15 protein-coding genes are annotated in these 22143 nt (G+C 48.1%); 5 read left to right on the top strand and 10 right to left on the bottom strand.

Going from position 1 to position 22143, the window contains the following annotated elements; genetic code table 11:
• Positions 1–7 precede the first annotated feature (7 nt).
• The 6 genes from BMW79_RS27050 to BMW79_RS27025 form a co-directional block, all read right to left on the bottom strand.
• The gene (locus BMW79_RS27050) at positions 8–1456 is read right to left on the bottom strand and encodes a RagB/SusD family nutrient uptake outer membrane protein (RefSeq protein WP_089900571.1); all 1449 of its coding nucleotides are present in this window, start codon (positions 1454–1456) and stop codon (positions 8–10) included.
• Between the two features lie 24 nt (positions 1457–1480).
• A complete protein-coding gene (locus BMW79_RS27045) occupies positions 1481–4786 on the bottom strand; it encodes a SusC/RagA family TonB-linked outer membrane protein (protein WP_218150459.1) in 3306 nt (1101 codons plus the stop codon).
• 175 nt (positions 4787–4961) lie between these two features.
• Positions 4962–6125: a FecR family protein gene (locus BMW79_RS27040; protein WP_089900569.1), complete on the bottom strand. Its 1164-nt coding sequence runs from the start codon at positions 6123–6125 to the stop codon at positions 4962–4964.
• Positions 6126–6189: 64 nt separating this feature from the next.
• Positions 6190–6786: an RNA polymerase sigma factor gene (locus BMW79_RS27035; RefSeq protein WP_089900566.1), complete on the bottom strand. Its 597-nt coding sequence runs from the start codon at positions 6784–6786 to the stop codon at positions 6190–6192.
• 461 nt (positions 6787–7247) lie between these two features.
• The gene (locus tag BMW79_RS27030) at positions 7248–8579 is read right to left on the bottom strand and encodes an ankyrin repeat domain-containing protein (RefSeq protein ID WP_089900560.1); all 1332 of its coding nucleotides are present in this window, start codon (positions 8577–8579) and stop codon (positions 7248–7250) included.
• A gap of 4 nt (positions 8580–8583) precedes the next feature.
• Positions 8584–9774, bottom strand: a complete 1191-nt coding sequence (locus tag BMW79_RS27025) for an ankyrin repeat domain-containing protein (RefSeq protein WP_089900556.1) — start codon at positions 9772–9774, stop codon at positions 8584–8586.
• A gap of 344 nt (positions 9775–10118) precedes the next feature.
• On the opposite strand from BMW79_RS27025, the gene BMW79_RS27020 reads away from it, so the two are divergent.
• The gene (locus BMW79_RS27020; RefSeq protein ID WP_177192349.1) at positions 10119–12569 is read left to right on the top strand and encodes a DUF5686 and carboxypeptidase-like regulatory domain-containing protein; all 2451 of its coding nucleotides are present in this window, start codon (positions 10119–10121) and stop codon (positions 12567–12569) included.
• On the opposite strand, the gene BMW79_RS27015 is transcribed toward BMW79_RS27020, so the two are convergent.
• Both BMW79_RS27015 and BMW79_RS27010 read right to left on the bottom strand, forming a co-directional pair.
• Positions 12570–13094 carry a GNAT family N-acetyltransferase gene (locus tag BMW79_RS27015; protein WP_089900550.1) on the bottom strand — a complete coding sequence of 175 codons (525 nt, stop codon included), beginning with the start codon at positions 13092–13094 and terminating at the stop codon, positions 12570–12572.
• 43 nt (positions 13095–13137) lie between these two features.
• Positions 13138–13743 (bottom strand): DUF4304 domain-containing protein, encoded by a 606-nt coding sequence (locus BMW79_RS27010; protein WP_143059279.1) that lies wholly within the window; start codon positions 13741–13743, stop codon positions 13138–13140.
• Between the two features lie 110 nt (positions 13744–13853).
• On the opposite strand from BMW79_RS27010, the gene BMW79_RS27005 reads away from it, so the two are divergent.
• From BMW79_RS27005 to BMW79_RS26990, 4 genes are all read left to right on the top strand, one after another.
• Positions 13854–14291 carry a DUF6194 family protein gene (locus tag BMW79_RS27005; protein ID WP_089904314.1) on the top strand — a complete coding sequence of 146 codons (438 nt, stop codon included), beginning with the start codon at positions 13854–13856 and terminating at the stop codon, positions 14289–14291.
• A gap of 37 nt (positions 14292–14328) precedes the next feature.
• Positions 14329–14892, top strand: coding sequence for a Crp/Fnr family transcriptional regulator (locus BMW79_RS27000; protein ID WP_089904311.1), 564 nt, complete (start codon positions 14329–14331; stop codon positions 14890–14892).
• A gap of 89 nt (positions 14893–14981) precedes the next feature.
• Positions 14982–15329, top strand: coding sequence for a nuclear transport factor 2 family protein (locus BMW79_RS26995; RefSeq protein WP_089900544.1), 348 nt, complete (start codon positions 14982–14984; stop codon positions 15327–15329).
• 80 nt (positions 15330–15409) lie between these two features.
• Positions 15410–17458 (top strand): endonuclease/exonuclease/phosphatase family protein, encoded by a 2049-nt coding sequence (locus BMW79_RS26990; protein ID WP_218150458.1) that lies wholly within the window; start codon positions 15410–15412, stop codon positions 17456–17458.
• An 11-nt stretch (positions 17459–17469) separates the two neighbouring features.
• On the opposite strand, the gene BMW79_RS26985 is transcribed toward BMW79_RS26990, so the two are convergent.
• Entirely contained in the window at positions 17470–20484 is a 3015-nt protein-coding gene (locus tag BMW79_RS26985; RefSeq protein WP_245752694.1) for a glycoside hydrolase family 38 N-terminal domain-containing protein, read from the bottom strand.
• A gap of 112 nt (positions 20485–20596) precedes the next feature.
• Complete coding sequence (locus BMW79_RS26980; protein ID WP_089900541.1) at positions 20597–22102, bottom strand: RagB/SusD family nutrient uptake outer membrane protein; 1506 nt, start codon at positions 22100–22102, stop codon at positions 20597–20599.
• Positions 22103–22143: the final 41 nt, after the last annotated feature.

The raw sequence follows: 22143 nt of genomic DNA, 5'->3' as shown, positions 1-22143 counted from the left end.
GTTTGAATCAATACCCGGGATTCTGATCTTTCACCGGATCGATGGCTTTATTGTAATTGTATTCAATCGTTGGAATGGGCCAGAGTAATTGTTTATCGGCCATAGTAATACCTTTCATGTCTTTTATCACCTGTTTCGCCGTACCGAGCCGCTTCAGGTCGTGCCAGTGCTTGGCTTCGCAGCAATCTTCATAAGTCCGCTCTTTCACCACCAGGTTCACAAATGCATCCAGGGTAGCATAGTCGGTCAGTTTGAAATCTACAGTTGCATCGGGAATAGCGGCAGGTTTACCATACGCCCTGCGATGTACCCTGTTCAACATTTCCATGGCATCTGCATCCGGCTGTCCGGCTGCACGTGCCTGGCATTCGGCGTAGAACAGCAGTACATCCGCATAACGATACATGGGGTAATCGTTACCACCGGCGGTGGTAGTGGTCCGGTCGCTGAATTTTTTATTTAAAATGGTGCTGTTGCCCAAACCAAATGTCTGACTATACCAGTTAAAAGTGTACCGGAGATCTTTCTTGTCCCACTGACTTACAAATTTATTGGTAACCGCATCGCTGTAAAAGGTATAATATCCTCCGGGAGGATAGTAGCCGGAATTAGGATAGTGCGCATACATGGGGAATTGGAAGCCCTGATCTGCCGGTGTTCTGGAGAATTTCAGATAAAAGATTTCCTCGGCAGAGCTTTGTACATCGGGACCAAATAATTTATCAAAGTCATCTGCTACGGTAACGGGTACCAGGGAGAATTTGTTGCTGTTGATCACTTCTTTGGCGGCATCGCGCGCTTTCGTGTAGTCGTGCAGGTTCATGTATACATCTGCCAGCACCGTCTTCGCCGCCCATTTGTTAGGAGCGCCGGCCAGCCGGGGTACTTCCGGGAGATTGGTTACGGCATAACCAAGATCATCCAGGATAAAATTATAGACGTCCTGTGCGGAACTTCTCGCGAGGTTCTGCAGGGTCATATTGGCTTCTGTTCTTAAGGGTACGCCTCCCCAGTTACGGACCAGGTGAAAATAGAACAGGCCGCGCATGAAGCGTGCTTCTGCTACAAATCTCGCTACATCTGTTTCACTTATTTTCTTGCCGGAGGGAGTTTTCTGTATCACCAGGTTGGCGTTGCGGATAGATTCATAGAACCCGGCCCACATGTCGCCCACGCGGGTGATGTTGGTATTGTCGAGGCCCTGGTAGTCGTTCAGAGGGGCATGACTGCCGCGTCCATACATATATTCCGTATAGATTTCCAGCTGGCATTGATAGAGGGCGCCCATATTGCCGCCTTGTCTTACCGGTTTGTAGATGGCGTTCAGGCCGGCCTGTACTTCTCCGGGAGTATTATAAAAGGTTTCTGCGGCAATGGCCTGTGGTTTCTCTTCCAGCAGGTTGGAGCAGGAGGAAAAAAGTACCAGCATCAGTATATAACAAAAAATATTTTTCATAACGATCGTATAAAATTTAAATAATCAGAAACCACAACGTATGCCTACTGTAAAAGATTTACTGATAGGATAAGTAGCATAATCAATCCCCTGGCTAACGGAGTTTTCAGAGCCATAGGCATTGATCTCCGGATCGTACCAGGAATATTTGGTAAAGGTGATCATGTTCTGTGCGCTTACATATACCTGGGCTTTACGGAACCATTTCTGGTGTAATTTTTCTACCGGGAGATTATAAGCTAACTGGATATTTTTAATTTTCAGGTAAGAACCGTTTTCGACGAAACGACTGGACATATTCGCTGCCAGGTTCCGGGTAATTTTCGGATAGGCGGCATTGGTATGCTCCGGTGTCCAATGGTCTTCTGCCACGGCTGCAGGAAGATTCAGCCCCATTCCCAGATCCAGCGTAGCTGCCTTATTCAGGTTGAAGATATCATTGCCTTGTGAGCCCTGGATAAACAGTGATAATTCAAAGCCTTTATAACTGGTCACAGAATTGATACCATAGGTGAAATCAGGATTGGGATTACCGATGTATGTTTTGTCGGCGGCACTGATCTTCCCGTCTTTGTTGAGATCTTCATACTCAAGATTGCCGGTGCTGCTGTAGCCTTTTTCCACATAACCGTAGAATATGCCAAAGGGTTGACCTTCACGAAGCAGGTTTACATAGTCGTTGAGGGAACCGGTGTATAGTGTGGCGCCATAGATATCCTGGCCGTTGTAGAGTTTTATCACTTTATTCCGGTTAAACGAGATGTTGGCGCCTACATTCCAGTTCACGGCCTTGTCCATTACTTTTACATCCACGGCGTATTCCATTCCCCGGTTCTGCATCTCACCTACATTCTGCACGGTGGTGCGATATCCCATGGAAGCAGGTAGCTGCACATTGTTGAGCAGGTTTTTGGTGCGTTTCTGGTAGAAGTCGGCCGTAAAGCGCACCCTGTCGCGGAACAACGCCACGTCGAAGCCAAAATCTGCCTGGTAGGTTGTTTCCCATTTCAAAGTATTCGGCAATGCAGTACCGGGTGCATAGCCGGTGTAGGCGGCATCGCCAAAGATGGTGGTGCCGGGTGTAAGCAGGTTCAGGGTCTGGTAGGGAGTAATACCGGTGCTGCCGGTAGCGCCGTAGCTGGTCCGGATCTTCAGGTCATTGATCACGCGGGATCCTTTCAGGAACGGTTCTTCAGACGCACGCCAGGCGATAGCAGCGGAAGGGAAGTTCCCCCATTTGTTATCCTTTGAATACCTGGAAGAGCCATCGCGGCGCATACTCACGGTGAAGAGGTATTTATCCTGTAGGGTGTAATTTAGTCTTCCGATAAAAGAGAGCAATACCCATTTTTCATAGGAACTAGAAGGAACGCCCGGTGTGGCAGCACTTCCGAGGGAGCCGGTGTTTACGTTATCGCTCAGGAAGCCGATGCCGGAGCCCTGCATAACCGTCACTATATTATCCTGGTAGGTAAAACCTGCGGTAGCATTGATTGCATGACGTCCGAACTTTTTCGAATAATTCACCACGTTTTCGTTGAGCAGACTTTGTGTCTGTGCGGTATTAACCTGTGCTCTGCCTACTGAATTGGTGGAGGGTTCTATATTAGCGTAGATATCTCTTCTGTCGTCCTGGTTATTGATACCGCCGGAAATGCGGATCGTGAGATCCTCGAAGGGTCTGATGGTAACTGCAGCATTCGAAAATACGCGGTTGGCTTTCAGTCTTTCAGAGACTTCATTGATCGGCACCAGTGGGTTGATGATCGCATTGGAAATGAAGGGATAGGCGGTGTTGAGCCGGCGGTAGCTGCCATCAGGCAGGTAGGGCGACAAGGTAGGGGGCGCCATGAGCATAGCGGAGATCAGATCGCTGCCACGGTTGCCCAGGCTGGAATTCTGTACTCTTGTATCGATCTTCGTCAGCGTGGCATTGTAGGAAAGCGAGAAAATCCTGCTGATATCATGTTCGATGCTGGCTCTTATAGAATAGCGTTTATAGTTGCTGTTGCGCACAATGCCGTCCTGGAGGTAGGCGCCTGCACCCACAGAAAAACGGGTTTTCTCATTTCCTCCGCTAACGGTAACGGCTGTATTGGAAAGCGCCGCATTCCGCATTACCAGGTCCTGCCAGTCGGTTCCTTTCATGAGTCCGAAGGAGTCGATCTGTTGTTGCGTAAAATAGGGCGCCACGTTGTCGTTTTTCGCCTGTTCGTTGTAAAGGGTGGCATATTGGGCCGGCGACATCAGGCGCATTTTTTTGGTAACAGACTGTATACTGTATCCTGTGGAGAAATCAACAGTAGTACCTTCTTTCTTTTTACCGGCTTTAGTGGTAATCATGACAATACCATTGGCGCCACGGGAACCGTATATAGCGGTGCTGGAGGCATCTTTCAGTATTTCCATGCTCGCGATATCCGAAGGCTGGAGGAAGTCGGGGCTACCGGTGAAAGGGAAGCCATCTATTACATACAGGGGTTCGTTGCTACCCAGGATGGAGTTCACACCCCGGATACGAACACTGAGTTTTCCTCCGGGTGCGCCATTGTTCTGCATTACCTGTACGCCGGGAGCGCGGCCGGCGAGTGCCTGCATGGCATTGTTGAGTGGTTGTACACTGATGTCTTCCGAACGTATCTGGGATACGGCGCCGGTGAGATCTGATTTTTTCGCGATGCCATATCCTATCACTACTACTTCGGAAGACTTATTCACCGCTATTTTCAGGACGATGTTGAGCGGACTGCCAGCGGTGGCGGTTACTTCTTTTGTTTCATATCCAAGGTAGGATACCACCAATGTGGCGCCGGGAGCGGCGTTGATCTGGAAAGTACCATCGGCTTTGGTAAGGGCGCCAACGGTGGTGTTTTTCACGACCACCGTAGCACCGGGTAGTGGGGAGCCATCGTTCCCGCTTACTTTTCCGGTGATCTCCAGGAAACCGGCGGTAACGGTGGTGGGAGTGGGGCGGAAGGAGATAACGATGTTTTTTCCAACCAGCGTGTAAGTGAGCGGCAGGTCTTTCAGGCAACTTTCCATGACAACGTTGAGCGGCGCCATCTTCACATCGATGTTGACGGGCGGCGCTATGTCCAGCTGCTGGTGATCGAAAAAGAAAACATATCCTGTCTGTTTTTCGATGGCCCTGAATATTTTTTCCAGGGACATATTCTTCTTCGACAAGGTAATTTCCTGTCCGTAACCTGTTGCGCTGACCTGCAGGCATGCTGTACATATAATAATGGCAGCGAATTTCATAACAAGAAACGTTTTGTTGAGCCACAGTGGTTGATGTCCTGTGTGCCGGAGAATAGCTTTAAAATTCATACATTTGATTGGTTTGGGTAATAAAATCCCGCCCGGCGTAAGCCAGGTGCTTTGTGGAAGTCATGGAACGATTTTCTGGAGGTTACCCGCCATTATTACCGGAGGTGTTAGCGCACTTCCGGTTTTTTTATGCGTAGATAACGGTGATGCTTATTTTTTCATAACGGTGTTGGCTTCATGGCTGAACGATGATTTTTTTGTTTATCAGTTTAACGTGAATATTACTGAGTTTTAGTATCCTGATGACATCCTCTATACTGCTGCTTCTGGCGATCTTTCCACCAAATTCCCTTTCTTCGGGGATTTTGCCGGCGTATTCAACTTCTACGTCATACCAGCGGGCTATCTGGCGCATGACACCTGGTAATTTCTCATGGTTGAAAAGGAAGTACCCGTTTTTCCAGGCTACTACCTGGTCTACATCTGCATCCTGGTGAAGCTGGGTTTCACCATTGGATTGTGTGGTGGCCGCCTGACCAGGATACATACGTGTGGTGGCCCTGTCAGTTTTTACCTGCACGGCGCCTTCCAGCAGGGTGGTGCGGGTTACCTGCTCTTCGGAGTATCCCATAATATTGAAGCTGGTGCCGAGCACCTGTACCAGTGTATTATTAACTTTTACACGGAATGGCTTTCCGGAAAGGGCAGCTACTTCGAAATAAGCTTCTCCTGTCAGTTCCACTGTACGGTCGGCATTGGCAAAGGAGGCCGGGTAACGTAGCACTGACGCGGCATTCAGCCATACATTGGTGCCGTCGGCCAGGGTGATACGGAATTGACCTCCGCGCGGCACCTGCAGGGAATTGAATTGGGGGGGCGCATCTATGCTGCTGTGTTCTTTATAGGCCAGTTGCCCGCCGCTGACTTGTACAATATGGGTATTTCCCTGCGTGGCAATGGCGCCGGCGCCGGTGCTGTCGAGCGTCACCTGCGAGCCGTCTGCGAGTGTGAGTATGGCTTTATTGCCTCCCGGCCGGATGATGGGCTTGGTAGCGGCTATTGCTGTTGCTGGCAGTTGTTTTGATGGTTTGGGATACAGGTAAATCCCTGCGGTGATGAGGATGCCGATGGCAGCCGCAGCGGCCATGAGGGGGCGAATCCGGCGCCGCCACACAGGGTGGCTTTCCTGCTGGTTGACTGCCAGCCATATACGTTCTTTCGTATCATTGCCGGTAACAGCGGGAAATTCATTGCTTTGAAGTATCCCGTCAATGGCCTGTTGCCACTGCTCGCGGTTTTCATCTCGCAAAAGGGCTTCCCTGAAGCGCTCCAGCTCTTCGGCGCTCAGTTCATCTTTCAGATAACGGGACAATAACGTGGCAAAAATATCCGGATGCATGAGGATGATTATATCTCTAAAGACGCATCAAAGGGAAAATAGGAGGTGGTATCTTAAAAAAAAATTAACAGAGGGGAAATGCCAGCAATAAGGGCAGCAGAAAATTGAAAATATGTGCGGGTAGCCATTTGCGTAGTGCTGCCAGAGCCTGAACGATATAACTTTTTACGGTTACTTTGGAAATACCCATTTCTATTGCAATTTCTTCGTGACTGAGACCTTCCAGTCGGCTGAGCCGGAAAGCCCGTTGCTGCTGTGGCGATAACTGGCTCATCGCCTTTTGTACCTGCTGGAGGATATCCCTGGAATAAATGTGTGCTTCCTCTTCCCGGTGGCTTTCCAGGAAGTAGTTGCGTAAATATTTCAGGTAATTATCCTGGGCATTTATTTTCCGGAGACGGCTATATATCAGGTTACGTGCACTGATAAACAGAAAACCTTCAAGATTGGCCACTGTGGAAAGGGTGGTCCGTTTCTCCCAGATCATGGTGAAAACGTCCTGCGTGATATCTTCGGAAATCTCGGGAGATTTGCTCAGGGCCAGGGCTGCCGAGTAAATCCGCTCCCAGTAACGATCAAACAAACAACGGTATGCTTCCGGATCTCCTGCAGAGATGCCATTCAACAGATCACGATCGCTGCTATTTAAGTAACACTCCATGAATAGTAGGTGCAGGATTTATATTTGAAAACGGAATGTGCTAAAAGTAATAAAATATTTATGGGTAGCGATGGGAAAGTTTTCGGGGGAATATTTATTGTAAAGCAGGCTGCATGTTGAAGTATACGATGGAATCTGACCTTGTTATTCTATATTTATGCTCTTATTCTATACTATGCGTGTAAAAACTAAAATAACCCATGATGTTCCTGAGGGGTGGAAAAAGAGCAAATTAGCCAGGATATTGTCACTTCTTGCAGCGATTTTCTTTTGTACAATGGCCGCTTTGGGTTGTTATGTCCGATTCTTTTATGAGCCAGACTCACCTCTTTACATAGCGGTAGGTAACGCCAATCATACATTGAACTTTTGTCTGGGCATGGTATGTTGTTATATTTATTATTGTATAAAACGCAAATAAAAAAGAGCTGTCTGATTTTTCCAGGCAGCTCTTTTAGTTTTTACACCCCACTCAACACCTTCGCTTTCTCCGCATCAAATTCGGCCTGCGTCAATATCCCTGCATCCAGCAATTCCTTCAGATCCATCAATGCTTTTTTCTTATCGGTGGCCGGTGGCGCCGTTGTAGCCGCAGCTGCTGCGGTGGCTTTGGCTGCCGGTGAATGATGACTGAGCAACAGCGTGGCTATTTCATTAAATCCTTTGATAGCAGCATAGTCTATTGCCTTTTGTTCTTTTGTGTTGACGACCGTCACATCGGCGCCTTGTTCCAGCAGGTATTTCACGATGTCCTTCTTTCCGCCGGAAACGGCATAATGAAGGGCGGTATTCCCCGACTCGTCCTGGATATTCACATTGGCATCGCGCTCCAGCAAAAGCTTGACCATGCTCAGGTGCCCGTTCTTCGCAGCTACATGTAACAGGCTTTCACCGCCATAGCTGTAGGTATGGCTAAAGCTGAAAGTGCTTTCGAGCGACAGGTTATTACTGCTTTCTACCCAGTCGAGGTAACTGTTCATACTGGTGGTGGCTTCGGATAGCGGCTGACTGAAATCCACGGCCACGCCTTTATCCAGGAAGAGGCTTACCATTTCCTTCTGGTTATTGGCGCAGGCATACCAGATGGGAGACAGTCCGTTTTTGGAAGTGATTTGTACGTCTGCACCATGACTCACCAACAGGTTGGTAAGTGCGCGGTTGGTGTCATAGCAGGCAATTAGCAGGGGAGATTCTCCGGCATCATTGGTTTGATTTACATCCGCTCCATTTTCAATAAGACAGGTGGCCATAGGAACATTTTTGGCCCGCACCGCCGCAATCAGAGGTGTTTCCCCGGCTTTGTCGCTTGCATTTACATGGGCACCATGATCCAGCAGCGCCTGCACAATTTCCTTGTTCCGCCATGCTGCTGCAATCAGCAGGGGAGTAGCCGCCTGGTTGTTGGCCTGGTCCGCATTCATTCCTTTTGCCAGCAAGGTATCAACCAGTTCCTTCTGCCCGGTTCTGGCAGTCAGATGCAGGAGATTGTTGCCCTGGTGATCATTGATGTCGGTTCTGGCACCGTTTTCCAGCAGGTACAAGGCGGTTTGTTTTTGTTTCTGCAAACACGCAAAATAGAAAGGGGTTTCACCGTTATGGTCTTCATAATCCAGCTCCGCACCTGCTTCCAGTAATAGTTTTACGATGTCAAGATAACCCTGGTGGGCGGCGTAGTGAAGTCCGGTTCTACCTTTTTCGTCGGTATATTTTACATCTACTTCGTTATTAGCCAGTAGTATTTCTGCAATTTTTCTTTTGCCGCTTTCACAGGCAACTATAAAAGACATGGACATGTTATCAGGATTTATGTTTCAGGAGCAGTTCTACCGTTTTTGATTTCAGGTTATCCTGTGCCGCCAGGTCGAATGGCGTCTGGTCCTGGTCGTTGGTGACATTCACGTCGGCGCCTGCTTCAATCAGCAGTTTCACTTTGCGATATAACTGTTTGGCGGCTTCCTGCTGGTAATTTACATTGTATGCACATACTTTATGGAGAAGGGTATTGCCCTGGTCATCACGGCGTTCGAGTTCAATGGCGCCGGTATCCATGATGGCCTGGAGTACTTCCGCCGGATATTCTGCGACCCAGTCGAGTGCAGCTTTGCCTTTGGAATACCACGGAGAGGTCTGGTATATATCTGCGCCATCAGCAATCAATGCTTTGATCAGGGCGGTTTCACTTTCAGAGCCACGGCTACGCATCCGTATGGCGCCACAGATGATTGTTTCTCCGTTATTATTGATCATTTCGAAATCAGGCGCGGCATATTGGGTAAGGTGTTTGTACAGTTCTGCGGTGCATACATGGTGAACGATGGCCGTATAAAAAGCGGATTCTCCTTTTTTGTTCTGTTGGTTGAGATCTGCGCCATGTTCCAGCAGGAAGGTGCTATAGGCTTTTGTTTGCTCGCCTATAACCAGGTGTAGCGGCGTTTCTCCGGCTACATTACCGGCATTGGGATCTACACCGTTGCGGATCAGGTAATCGAGATAGAGCAGCCCCTTGTCTGTTTTAATACCGTAGGTCCGTACAACTTTATATAAATAGGTGTGATCGTAATTATCTTTCCGCTGAAGGTCGCAACCGGCGGCAACGAGTAGTTCAATATGCGCCAGCGGAGCATTCTTTGTAAAAGCCAGTTCCAGCAGGGTTATATCCGCAACGGCGTCATTGATATTGTCTGTCCTCGACAGGAAAGACTCCAGGAATGCCAGTTCTTCCGGCGTATCACCAAGATTCCTGAAGATGGATTCAAAAATGCTGCCGTCTAGTTTATCGTATTCATACACATCGAGATCCACAACGCGATCCTTTACCAGCCTGTCTACCAGGTCAAAAGCTTTTGCACGCAGGAGGGTATCTGTTATTTGTCTTTTGTCAAAATCGGCGAGGTTGGCGGGTAATTTTTCTCCCTGTTCCAGTCGTTGGCGGGCATCTTCCAGATTACCTCTTCGTAAAGTTTGGGTAAGTTCAGTTACTTCGTACATAAATTCCTGTTACATTTTGGGTTAATGATGATTACCGGCATGGTCCCGGCTTTTCTGTTTCAATATGGTCCGCATTGCTTTTGCGGGTTGGAAAATAAGCAGGAATGCCGACATGGAGAAATGAAATTTTTCTTTATATAAAGAAGAATAAGCCATTTCCGGCTGAAAAGATGAAAAACGGTTAACCTTGCCGCAATAGGGGGAAGGATGAATTGCAGCGTCATATCAATAGCGGTAACATGGGAAGGTCCCATTTTATATAAGCGTGAATAATATTGATGCGGTCTACCTACAACTGTATTGGAAATCCCTGGATTTTCTGTTTCTGCCTGCTTTTTATCGTCATGAAGATTCATGCGCAACAACCGCTGATGGTGACCGGAAAGGTGGTATCAAAGTTTACAGAAGAACCATTACCTTTTGCAACCGTTTACTGGAAAGCGGCTGGCTTTGGCTGCATGACAGATAGCGTGGGTGGTTTCAGTCTCAAAAGAAGTCATCGCGCCATAGATACACTGGTGGTCCGCTATGTAGGTCATCACCTGGCATTTGTACCCGCGCCGGTGGCTTACAGCCAGCCGGTACTGCTGATCCAGCTGGAAACCATTATGAAAGATGTGGTGGAAGTAAAGGAGAAGATGAACCGTGGCCTGATCTGGTGGCGGAAAATTGTAGCGAATAAGCCGCAGAATGCACCCGGCCATTACGATACGTACTATGCAGAATTGTATAATAAATTAGAAATTGATATTGCCAATCTCCATAAAACTAAATGGCAGCATTCTCCTATGCTGCAGCCGTTCCGGTTTTTACTGGAACAGGTAGATACCACCTCCGAAAGCCAACCGTTTCTGCCGGTTTTTCTTAGCGAATCTATCAGCGATTATTATGTGGTAGCAGCTCCGCCCCGTGTAAGGGAGGAAATTAAAGCCTTGCACAGCAGCGGTATCAGGAATGAATCCGTGATGGAATATCTTGGTGGCATCAACCAGAAAATTAATTCCTACCAGGACTATATGCAAATCTTCGGAAGAGAGTTTGTAAGCCCGGTGGGAGTTACCGGCAATAAATACTACGACTACAAAGCCCTGGATACCGTCTGGCAAAATGGTTCACAGTATTTTCACCTTGCTTTTACGCCAAAGCGGGAAGGCGAAAATCTTTTTAAGGGCGATTGCTGGATCCATGCCGGCACCTGGGCGCTGCAAAGGATCAGCATGAGCGTGGCCGGCGCCGTGAATATTAACTTTGTAAAACGACTTGATATTATCCAGGTATTTGCCCCTTTAAATGAGAAAGAATGGGTAAGTGTAAAAGATAAATTTATCGTAGAACTGGCGCCCATGGGGAAAGACAAAGCCACATTCATTGCCCGCAAAACGAGTTACGCACAGAAAATAAAAGTAAACGATTCCAGTATCGCCGTGCGGATAAATAAAAACCGCAATAAGGAAGAAGTGGTAATTGCAGATACGGCTACCACTACCGGGAATGAATACTGGCAACAAAGCCGCCCGGAAGCATTGACCGGCAACGAAATACTCGCTGCCGGCCTGATAGATACACTGAAATCTATGCCGGCATTCAAAAGGTTGTGCGATAAAGCCACGCTCCTTTTTGACGGCCATATTAAAATGGGAAAAGTAGAAATAGGTCCGTGGTACAAATGGGTAAGCCGCAACCCGGTGGAAGGCCTGCGGCTGCGCTTTGACCTCGGGACCACGGCCGCATTCAGCCAACGTTTGCGCCTGTATGGTTATCTTGCCTATGGCACCCGCGACGAATCGCTGAAAGGCAAAATGGGCATGTCCTGGGATCTGCCAGGTAACGGTGAATACACACTGCTGGTATCTTATAAAGATGACCTGGATAATCGCCAGCGGGGTTTCAACAACGAAGAAGTTTCACTGGATAATATATTCGGTCAGGCTGTGCGGCGCCGTGGAATTCCGCAGAAATTTATCCGCGAGAAAGAAATGAAACTCAGTGTTATCAAAAAGCTACCTTTTAATTTTTCAGTGGAAGGTACCGTGATACACAGCAGTTTCAGCACCTTTGCGCCACTGCCGCCCCAGAAAATTTTTCTTCGCGATGAAGACGCCGGTAACGTCGTGAATGCAGAAGGACAATTGAAAATAAGATACGCACCCGGCGAAAGGGAAATACATACCCTGCGCAAAACAAGACGTATACGCAGTCAGCTGCCGGTGGTAGAAGCACGGTGGACCATCGCGCCGCAGGGCGTGCTGGGTAGCAAATACAGCTATGAAAAGTTGGACCTGAGTGTAAGTCATCGCTTCCGTATTCCGCAATGGGGAAGGGTAAGCTATATGGTATATGGCGGAAAATTCTTTGCAGACAGACTGCCATTTATGTTGCTGCAGATACATCCCGGTAATGAAACGTATTACTATAACAAAGAATCATTCAGCCTGATGAATAAATATGAATTCATCAGCGACCGTTATGCAGGAGTGAATATTGAACATACTTTCGATGGGAAATTACTCAATCTGCTGCCCTTTATGCGGAAAACAGGTATCCGTCAGTTCTGGAATGTGAAATCGGTGGTAGGCGATCTTTCACCGGCCAACAGGATCTATAACAGGATAGAGTATCCGGGTTATGGCATGCGTTCCTTTAAGGGGAACGTATACACGGAAGTAGGTACCGGCCTGGATAATATTTTCCATTTCTTCCGCGTAGATGCGGTTTGGCGATTATACCCTAATGGGGCGGCCACTTCGCATAAATCTAACTTCGGGATTTTTGGCAGTTTCAGGTTACAGTTTTAACTACACCGCTTCAAATTCTTTTGGGTACTGTACGGTGCCGCTGATATTTTCTAATCCATTTTCTACCAGCTCCAGACCCATAAACACTTCGGGTGGTATTTCAAAAGGGGCTTTGATTCCCCATTTTTCTGCGGGAACGAAACCAAATTTTGGATAATAATGTTCATGACCTAACACGATAACAGATGTAAATCCCAGTGCTTTTGCTTTCGCAATACCGGCATTAATCAGCTGACCGCCGATCCCGGTTTTCTGGAAAGACGGACTAACGCCAACAGGTGCCAGAGCTAAGCTCTCAAACACTTTCCCATCGGAGCTGATAATATTAATTTTTGTAAAAAGTATATGACCAACCACGGTATTGTTGATGCTGGCAACCAGCGACAGCTCCGGTATAAACGCCGTCGTGTTTTTCCGGAGAGCATCCACCAGCCTGGCTTCGTCTTCCTGTTTGAAAGCGGCATGATGCAGGTCATATACAGCGTTGTAATCTGCCGGTTGTTCTTGTCGTATGTTGGGGTGCATTTATTATGTTCTGGTGTGTTACAAAACTTCGGATTTCACATTTTCAGGAGAACGGAATACTGAATATGCCATATTCTTTCCCATGGCTTTTCAGGATTTCATTCATCTTGCCTTCGAAGAAAGGCCATCTCTTATCATCGCCCAATAATTTTTTCAAGGCGTCGATGTATGTTTTTAGTAAAGTGTGATTGTCTGTCAGCGCCAGGTAACTTACCAGTTTTTCGTAATTCTCCAGTCCTCCACGTTCACACATCAGTTTAACAAGATCATTGGCAGATCGAATCTTATCAAGTACGTCCATGGCCAGGTCCAGGTCGGTGGTTATTTGTGCGGCAGTAGTGGTATCCGCCATATAACGGTCCTGCCCGGCATTGATCAGGTCTGCGATGCGCCGTCTGAAATGACATTCAAATTCTTTGGGTTGCCCGTTTTCTGCGATGCCAATGGTACGGTCCAGTTCCGGTGAGTAGATGCCAATATTGATGTAGAAATAAGCTTGCTGTTGTACTTTGCCTTTCTGGATATTAACATCAAAAACAAGATCCTGGGTTGTTTTATAAAAGTCCAATCCTTTTTTACGGAATTCATTTTTCTTTAACAAGGGTGCAATGGCGCCTGATACCAGCAGGTCGAGAGATGTTTTTGTCATGGCATTAAAATACAAAAAATGCGTTTTCTACCCAAAGGTTTTCATCATTGATGGTATTTTATATCTTTCGGTTTACTTCATTTTCTCTTACAGAAGTTTTAATTGAACATATGAATTCAGCCACTATCCAACGTTACATCACAGAAAATTTACAGGACAGCCGTTTGATTGAAGCAGAAGGAGACACCTTTTTCTTTTATGGCGCCGATAATAATTTTCCGTTTGCCACGATTGTAACCAAAGACAATGACTTTGATCATTTATCGAATCTTAACCGTGCTGATGTGTATCGGCTGAACATCGGTGTTGGCGCGGAAACATTCCGGAAATTATTTGACAGGAAAATTTCCCGGGAAGATGCAGAACATCCGGAATTGCTGGGCTACGATTTTACCGCCCTTGACCAGTTGATGCCTCATCCCCTTTATGGAAGAATGTATTGGATATCGGTACTCAATCCTGGTGAAGCTACCTTTCAACAGCTCAGCCCCTTACTGGAAGAGGCTTATCAGCTGTCGGTAAAACGGGATGCAAAACAGCAGGGCTAGACCGGGTTTTTTAGAAAAAATCACGGTAAGTTTGGAAATGGAAAATTTACTGCGATACATCCATTCCCTGACACCGTTCAGTGAAGAAAGCTGGCAAACGCTGCAACCCGCACTGACGGAAATGGAACTGCAAAAAGATGAATTCCTGCTGGAAGCAGGTAAAGTATGCCATGCGCTTTACTTTATTGACAGCGGCTTTTGCAGGGCCTGGTACAACAAAGATGGACAGGACATCAACACCGCTTTCTTTTTTGAAAATGACATTGCCACCAATATCAGCAGTCTGGCTACCGGGGAAAAATCCGCTTTCTCTATCCAGGCAGCGGAACAATTAAGCGTGGTCCGCTTTGATGTGAAAACATTGCGGGAAGTATCTGCCAAAGATCCTGCTATTGATGCGTTGGGAAGAAAATGCCTCCAGCTCATCGCCGCAAAACAGGAAAAACATGCAGCAATGTTTAAGCTGATGACCGCACAGGAACGGTATGAATACCTGCAACAGCAGGATGGCCGGCTACTACAGCGGGTATCTCTTACACAACTATCCTCCTACCTGGGAGTGGCCCGCGAAACCCTCAGCCGCATCCGCAGCAGAAAATGATGCCTGTTGTTTTGTGACGATTGTCACAGGTGAAAACGATATCAGCAAAGGATCTTTGCAGATATATTCACCTTTAAACAGCAACAGATATGAATACGACTCACTCAAAAGAAACCGTGTTACGGTTCCTCACTGCCCTGAATGAAGAAAATTTCACTGCCGCACGGGCATGTGTAAACGAAGAGCTGACCTTCAACGGCGTACTGGGCGTTCGTCATGGCGCCGACGCATATTTTAAAGATATGGAACGGATGAAATTGAAGTATACCGTCCGCAAAGTGTTTGCAGAAGATGACAATGTGTGCGTCTGGTACGATGTAGTAATGGAGGGCATCAGCGTACTTACCTGCGGCTGGTACCAGTTGGTTGGTGGCCGGATCCAATCTTTCCAGGTAGTATTCGACCCACGGCCGTTATTGCCTCCTGTCGGAAAATAGTCATGAAAAAAATAAAAAGCCGGTTTATCCAAACCGGTTTTTTATTTTGTGGAACGAAGTGAACAATAAAAAAACGAACAATGACTATCAAGGGTTTCTTCCGCTATTGGAAAATGGAGGCTTTACTCATCATATGCCTGTTTTCCGGCGCGCTCTTATCTCATGCACAAACCATCAACCAGGCGCTCCTGCTGGATGGTAACGACAATAATCCCTGCATAGGTATGGATATTATCCGCCGGGAATGGACCATTGAAGCCTGGATCAAAGGAAACGACAATGTATGGAAGGAACGCGAAGTGATCATAGGTGGAGGCGAATACGCTGAATACCCGCATGTCGATAATCTGCCTTTGATGATTAAAAACGGTCATCTGCACAGCGCAAAGGCCAATATAACGGCGCCGGGTATACTGGATAACAACTGGCACCATGTAGCCGCTACCTGCAACGGTGCGGAAACAAAATTATACCTCGATGGAAAGGAAGTAGGCAGCGCTAAAGGGGCCATCGACATTTTACCAGGAGCTATTGGTACCAATGACCAGGACTCCAGTACTTTTGGCGGCTATATAGATGAAGTGAGGATATGGACAAAAGCCTTACCGGCAGCTACTATCCGCAAATGGATGTATCAGCCGCTTACTGCCCGCCATCATGATTTCGCTGCACTGAAAGGCTACTATCCCTTCGATGATATGCAGGACGATGTAAGTCTGAATATCGTAGGGAAAGGCCACCAGGCCTATCATATGCGCAATACCCGCAAAAAATACAAAAGTACACTGCCACTGGCTACCCTTGCGAAAAACGATAATCCATTGTTCAGCATACCGGCGGGCAAACAGCAACTGTTCAACGCCGTGACTATACAAAGTGAATGGGATGCAGATCAGGGTGGCGCCAATGAACAGGTCCTGAAGTTGCGTATTGTTGCTAACGGTAACGCCTCTCCGTTGAAGCTGACCAGCCTGCAATTGGATCTGTCCCGTAACACACGCTTGTCTGATATAGGAGCTGTGCATGTATACTACACCGGGCAAACCCCAAGGGCTGCCAATAGAAAGGAATTGTTTGGAACCGGGAATGTTCCGCAAAGGAGTATGAAATTAATACTGCCTCCGGCAGATGGATACCCGCTTCAGAACGGAGTCAATTATTTCCTGGTTACTTTCGATGTGAAAAAAGACGCAGTGGCAGGAGATACCCTGTATGCTGATGTTACTTCGTTTGCACTGAACGGTGTCGCCTATACGCCGGAAGCAACGCATAGTAATATTGCCAAAACAGTATTGCCGGTACAACCCAATACAGTAAAGCTTTTGCAATGGAATATCTGGCATGGCGGTGTTCACGTAGGGAATAGCGGCCGCGAACGGGTAAAGGAACTATTGCTCAAAACCAACGCAGACATTATTTCCATGCAGGAAGCTTATGGTACGCAGGAATTCCTGAAGGAGTCGCTGGGTTACCAGCTGCAGACTTCTGCACCCGGCGCCAACCTCGCGCTGTTCAGCCGTTATCCGCTGGAGAAACATCTGTCTAACGATAATTTTAAGTCCAATACAGCGACTGTTCAGCTGCCCGGCAACCGGAAAGTGCTGATCGGCAACTGGTGGCTGAGATATGCTTATAAACATGAATACACCGACTTTTACCCTATCCCCGGATTTAATACCGACGACTGGATCAGGGAAGACAGCGAACTCGCGGTAACGGATGCACGAAAAAATATGCAGCAGGATATTGATCCGCTGCTGAAAGCAGATGCTTCATTGCCGGTGATATTAGCAGGGGATTTTAATTCGGGGAGTCATCTCGACTGGACCGCCAGGGCGGCATTTTTGCATTACGGCTATGGTCCGGTGGCCTTGCCCACATCGAAAGTAATGCTGGCGGAAGGTTACCGCGATAGTTACCGGGATCTGCAACCTGATGAGGTAACACATCCCGGCGGAACTTTCGCGGCTATCTATGGACATCTGCAAACTTCACGCATCGACTTTATCTACTATAAAGGACCGGGTATCAAAGCCCTGTCTTCCAAAATTATCCGGACCGCCCCCGAAATAGATGATGTGTGGGCTTCCGATCATTCGGCGGTTTTAACCGTATTTAATATAGAATAAGAAACGTCCTTTTATTTCCTGGCGACACGGATCATCAGGATGCCTTTTGCAGGTATCTCAAAACTATCTGACAGCGTTTTCTTGTTGGTTTCCAGTAAATCACTTTCAGAGATGCTCAATGCATTCTTTGAAGTGAGCGTCACCGTGGCTGTATGATCGGCACTGTTGACCAGTTGCAGCAGTACGCCATTGCCATCTGCAGCAGGGTAAAGATTTTCCACATACACCGGTCCTCCGTTTATATCGAAGAAAAGACGTTCTGAAGCAGGGCCGCTGGCGGCAGTAACAACAGGCGGCTGATGATGTTCCAGGCCTGCACGATTTACCACGGCGGCATCATAGGCGCCATGTACCTGCAGGTAGTAGTGAAAGGTGGTTGGCCCTTCCTGGTCGCGGCGGAAATTGGTATGCCAGAGATTATTCATCACCCAGGAAGAAATGAGTGGCTGCTGTTCTGTGAAGGCGAGCCAGCGGGGTGAATTATGCAGCCCGCCCAGCAAACCCGCTGTAGGATATTGCCCGATTTCAAACAATGGTGCATCCGGGCTGGACCAGGTAACGCCTACGTTTTTATTGGAAACATCTACCCAGCGTTGCTGCGTATACCAGTTCCTGTTAGTATACGGCAGTTGATCTGCTTCGGCGCGGATACTTCCCCAGGGAATACTGTAACGTACCTGTGCGCCCGGTACATGGAACGGAAATACAAAGTGTACGCTTTCCTTATCGCCGATGGCTTTTTTGTCGAGGGTATTGATGAGGGTAATCTGGTCGCTGCCTGCTGCCAGCCTGATTTCCCGGGTGAGTGAATTGGCGCCGGGTGCAGGTGTAGTGATCAGTAAACTTACCACCAATGGTCCTTTTTCTTTGATCCGGATATTGGCTTGGGCGCTGGAAACTACCTTTTCAGCAGAATCGCCTGGCATATAGGAGTATTGATTCAGACCGGCAGCATCGGCCAGGTTGCCATCGTAGCCCTTTTTGCGTAGCTCTGTGATATTGCCGGTGTTGGGATCTACCCGGATGGTGTAAAGGCCATTATCCAGGCTGTTGGCTGTGACAGTAGCTTTCGTGCCGGTTGTTTGTGGGCCGGCATGTATGGTAAATCTTTGTTTGGAAAATGGCGGAAGTGCGGTGGCTAGAAATGCCAGTTCGCCGGTACTCAGTCTTTGCGAGGGTAATTTTTTCCCCTGGCTGTCTTTTACCTGGTCGCCTGCCTGGCTAAGAGCCGCCGGTATCAATACCACTGCGGTATGTGGCTGGCCGAGCGTATTAAACACATCTACTGCATTGGCTGTATTTCCCGTATATTCTTTAGCGTTATCCCCAGCGGCATTTGCAGCCCCGTTGGTACTGCTATCCAGCAATGCGATCGACTGCTGCTGTGCGTTCAGTGCAAATGCCTGCTTGTATCGCCATTGGGCGATTGCTTTAGGATCCTGTGGTTCTGATACGCTGTTATACGCGCCCCAGGTATGTTCGTTGAACATCAGCAGGTTCAGCCAGGTATTATGAAAAGAATCTGCAGGGTAGCCTGGTTTATTGCGGATAGCCCAGATGGCGCCCGCCTGTTGCAGCCGGTCGGAGGCCTGCCGGTTAATGGCAGTTTCCCTGGCGCCGGAGGCGATGCCGTCTGTCCAGTATTCAGTGTAATCACCGCTCATGACCGGTATTTTATCTTTCCAGGCGGTTTCAAAATCCTGGAAGAATTGTTTTACGGAGGTGATCACCAGTTGGGGAGATGCGTACCGCTCATTCCATGCTTTTACTGCGTCCGGCAGTTCGGGGTCTATGGGTGCATTATCGCTCATGGCCCAGGTAAGCAGGGTCATGTTATAGGGAAATGTTTTTTGCTCCAGCTGCGAGAGATAATCAAACAGGTATGGGTTCAGAAAATTATCGCTGGGTTTGCCCGTATAATAAGGTTTGGGATCTTCCACGGTAAAGAAGTTCGGGATTTTACTTCCTTTCAGCGTATAGCCGATAGAGTAGGGGGAGGATTGCCAGAACAGCACCTGTTGCTGACCGGAGGCATCGCGCCAGTAGAAAGGTTTATCGCGCCATTGCCCGGAGCTGCCGATGCGGTCGTTGGCATTGGGCGCACTGAGAAAGTAATGAACGCCGGTAAGATTCGACTGGCTGATCAGGCCCCATGAAGCGCCTGGTACATCTCCCTGGAACATGGTGTGGATCTGCATCCCGTAATCTTTTGCCAGGCGGGCGCCGGTGCTGAATAATTGCAGCAGCTGGGCGGAAGAGGTTGCACTGGTATTGGTATTGGCATAAGCGCCATCCAGGTTGATCCAGCCTTTCTGTACTGCTTCTTTGAAGGCCTGTTTCTTTTCGTTGCTCGCAGTGGAAAGATATTTATCTACTACCCAAAGGGCTTCTGTATTCCATTTAAAGCGGGCTTCCACCGGATAGTTGGCCGTGCGGGCCGCTATTTTGATGGCTTCATCAATGTTGTTCATATGAATGGCCAGCACTTTTGCCTGTACATTCGTATAGCCCACGTCCACATGGGAGTGCGGCATAAGATACACCTTCCATTGCCGCGCCGGTGCTATAATACAGCGGGCGGTATAAGTTTGTCCGTCGCTGACCAGGCGTACAAACAGCTGGGCATCCTTCTCCACCGGTGGTCCGGGGAGTGCCAGTTCATAATCCGTCATACCAGCGGTGCTGGCAGGTAGCGTGGTGCTGTCTTCCCGCCCATTAAATTGGGTATACACCGTAGCAGCCTTATAACTGCTGCCTCCATGAAAACGGATCCTTACCATGCGTGCTGCGGCGCCATGATCCCGGAGATAGGCGACGGTAGGCTGTAATTCAATGCTGGTAAAGGAAGTTGACTGATTCGCCGGATTCGTTTCAGCAGATGTGCGGCGTTGCCGGTTGGTCTTCGTGTCTGGGGAAGACTGGCTGTGGCTGGCGGGAATAACGGCCTTCTGCGCAAGAGCACAGGCGCTTCCGAGGCAGCTACATAACAGGAGTGATGCTATGATATGCTTCATATGTACAAACATACGTACATATTTTAGGATTATGAATAAATAGCTATCTGAAATCACGAAAAAAGATCGGGGAGATGACCGCCTTAACGAGTGGTCATCTCCCCGAAACTAAAAAAGTATACGCTTAGAATCCGGTATTATTCGGAAGCAGTTTAGGATTTACATCTATTTCCTGTTTAGGAACAGGGAACAGCAGGTTCTTTTCCGCGAAAGTGGCGCCGAAAACGGTTTTGTGTCCTACGAAATTATCCCAGGCACCGGTTACATCATTATGTACTTTCCGGGTCCGTACCATATCGAACCACATTTTATTTTCAAAGCACAGTTCATAGTAGCGTTGGGCCCATACTTCCTGTTCGAAAGCAGCCTGCGACATACCTGCTGGCAGCGGTGCCAGCTTCGCACGGGCACGTACGCGTCTCAGGTATTCAATAGCATCCGCGTTGGGAGCGCCTTCCGCACGGTTGGAAGCTTCCGCATACAGCAGGTACACATCTGCGAGGCGGTAAAGCGTATAGTTGAGATCCGACTTAGCGGTACTTACAACAGCAGAAGAATCAAACCATTTATAGATGTAAGGTCCTTTAAACGTAATGGTATCAACGGCAGGGTTTTTCTTCTTGTACTTGGTATAGAAGAATTGTCTTTCCTGTACACGTTTGTCACCGGCAGGGAAAGACGCAATAAACTGCGGAGTAGGATACACTGCTCCATACTCATCAGAATACTGGGAAATACCCGCGTAGTTAGGAATGGTTAAAGGTGTCAGTGGATTGATACTTGGCACGGCGGCCGCGTATTGTACCTGAAAAATAAATTCGCCGGTATTTTTATTTGCCGGGTTGATCATGTCAGTGTATTCAGGGAAGAGGAAATAACCGCCCTGTGTGATCACGGCCTTGGAGGCTGCGGCGGACAGGCCATAATACTGGTTACCGCCGTTGATAGCCGCTCCGGCGTAAGTCAGGTATACATCTGCGAGTAATGATTGCACGAGCCCCATTGACACACGGCCGGTTTTATCGGACCATGGCAGCGTGGATTTGGCGGCAAGTACCAGGTCTGGAATAATGATCTGGTCGTAAATATCCTTGGCTGCAGTGCGTGGCAGATTCAGGTTCAGGTCTTTTGGCACTTGGGTTACACTGGGAACCGCACCATACATTCTCACCAGGTGAAAATAGTAGAGTGCGCGCAGGGTATGCGCTTCGGCCAGCATGTTTGTTTTAACAGCATCTGTAACTTTTGCCTGCGGCAAATTCTGGATGGCCAGGTTACAGGCGCCTATACCCATGTATAAACGTTGCCACCAGGTATCGAAATAGAAGGAGGTCGCATTGTAGCTCAGGTTCTGGAAACTGGCAAAACCGGTTTGTCCCAGATCACTGTTCGATTTGCCTGTCATGAACTCCATCAGGTTGTAAACATTACCACCATAGGAAGACGGCTGGCCCTGCAAAAAGCCCTGCAGATACTGGTAAGAGCCATCTGCAATGGCTCTTGCCACTTTGGGATCCGACAGGTCGGCATCCGGCGGAATGAAATTCGAAGGTTGCTGTTCCAGGAACTTTTTGCAGGAGCAGCTAAGCAACACCAGCAAGACGAGTATGATATGTTGAGTCGTTTTCATTTTCTTATTTTTAAATTCACTAAAAAGGTTATCACATCAAC

The sequence above is a fragment of the Chitinophaga arvensicola genome (genome assembly GCF_900110835.1).
In the GTDB taxonomy this organism is placed as follows: domain Bacteria; phylum Bacteroidota; class Bacteroidia; order Chitinophagales; family Chitinophagaceae; genus Chitinophaga; species Chitinophaga arvensicola.
The sequence above is the reverse complement of the archived record's forward strand: the minus strand, read 5'-3'. Positions and strand labels throughout refer to the sequence as shown.

Bases quoted from the DNA above. Each gene is read 5' to 3' on its own strand.
- BMW79_RS26995 (WP_089900544.1), top strand. From the start codon at position 14,982: ATGAATACGACTCACTCAAAAGAAACCGTGTTACGGTTCCTCACTGCC.
- BMW79_RS27050 (WP_089900571.1), bottom strand. From the start codon at position 1,456: ATGAAAAATATTTTTTGTTATATACTGATGCTGGTACTTTTTTCCTCC.
- BMW79_RS27025 (WP_089900556.1), bottom strand. From the start codon at position 9,774: ATGTACGAAGTAACTGAACTTACCCAAACTTTACGAAGAGGTAATCTG.
- BMW79_RS26980 (WP_089900541.1), bottom strand. From the start codon at position 22,102: ATGAAAACGACTCAACATATCATACTCGTCTTGCTGGTGTTGCTTAGC.
- BMW79_RS26990 (WP_218150458.1), top strand. From the start codon at position 15,410: ATGACTATCAAGGGTTTCTTCCGCTATTGGAAAATGGAGGCTTTACTC.
- BMW79_RS27020 (WP_177192349.1), top strand. From the start codon at position 10,119: ATGAAGATTCATGCGCAACAACCGCTGATGGTGACCGGAAAGGTGGTA.
- BMW79_RS27030 (WP_089900560.1), bottom strand. From the start codon at position 8,579: ATGTCCATGTCTTTTATAGTTGCCTGTGAAAGCGGCAAAAGAAAAATT.
- BMW79_RS27005 (WP_089904314.1), top strand. From the start codon at position 13,854: ATGAATTCAGCCACTATCCAACGTTACATCACAGAAAATTTACAGGAC.
- BMW79_RS27015 (WP_089900550.1), bottom strand. From the start codon at position 13,094: ATGCACCCCAACATACGACAAGAACAACCGGCAGATTACAACGCTGTA.
- BMW79_RS27035 (WP_089900566.1), bottom strand. From the start codon at position 6,786: ATGGAGTGTTACTTAAATAGCAGCGATCGTGATCTGTTGAATGGCATC.
- BMW79_RS26985 (WP_245752694.1), bottom strand. From the start codon at position 20,484: ATGTTTGTACATATGAAGCATATCATAGCATCACTCCTGTTATGTAGC.
- BMW79_RS27040 (WP_089900569.1), bottom strand. From the start codon at position 6,125: ATGCATCCGGATATTTTTGCCACGTTATTGTCCCGTTATCTGAAAGAT.
- BMW79_RS27045 (WP_218150459.1), bottom strand. From the start codon at position 4,786: ATGAATTTTAAAGCTATTCTCCGGCACACAGGACATCAACCACTGTGG.
- BMW79_RS27000 (WP_089904311.1), top strand. From the start codon at position 14,329: ATGGAAAATTTACTGCGATACATCCATTCCCTGACACCGTTCAGTGAA.
- BMW79_RS27010 (WP_143059279.1), bottom strand. From the start codon at position 13,743: ATGACAAAAACATCTCTCGACCTGCTGGTATCAGGCGCCATTGCACCC.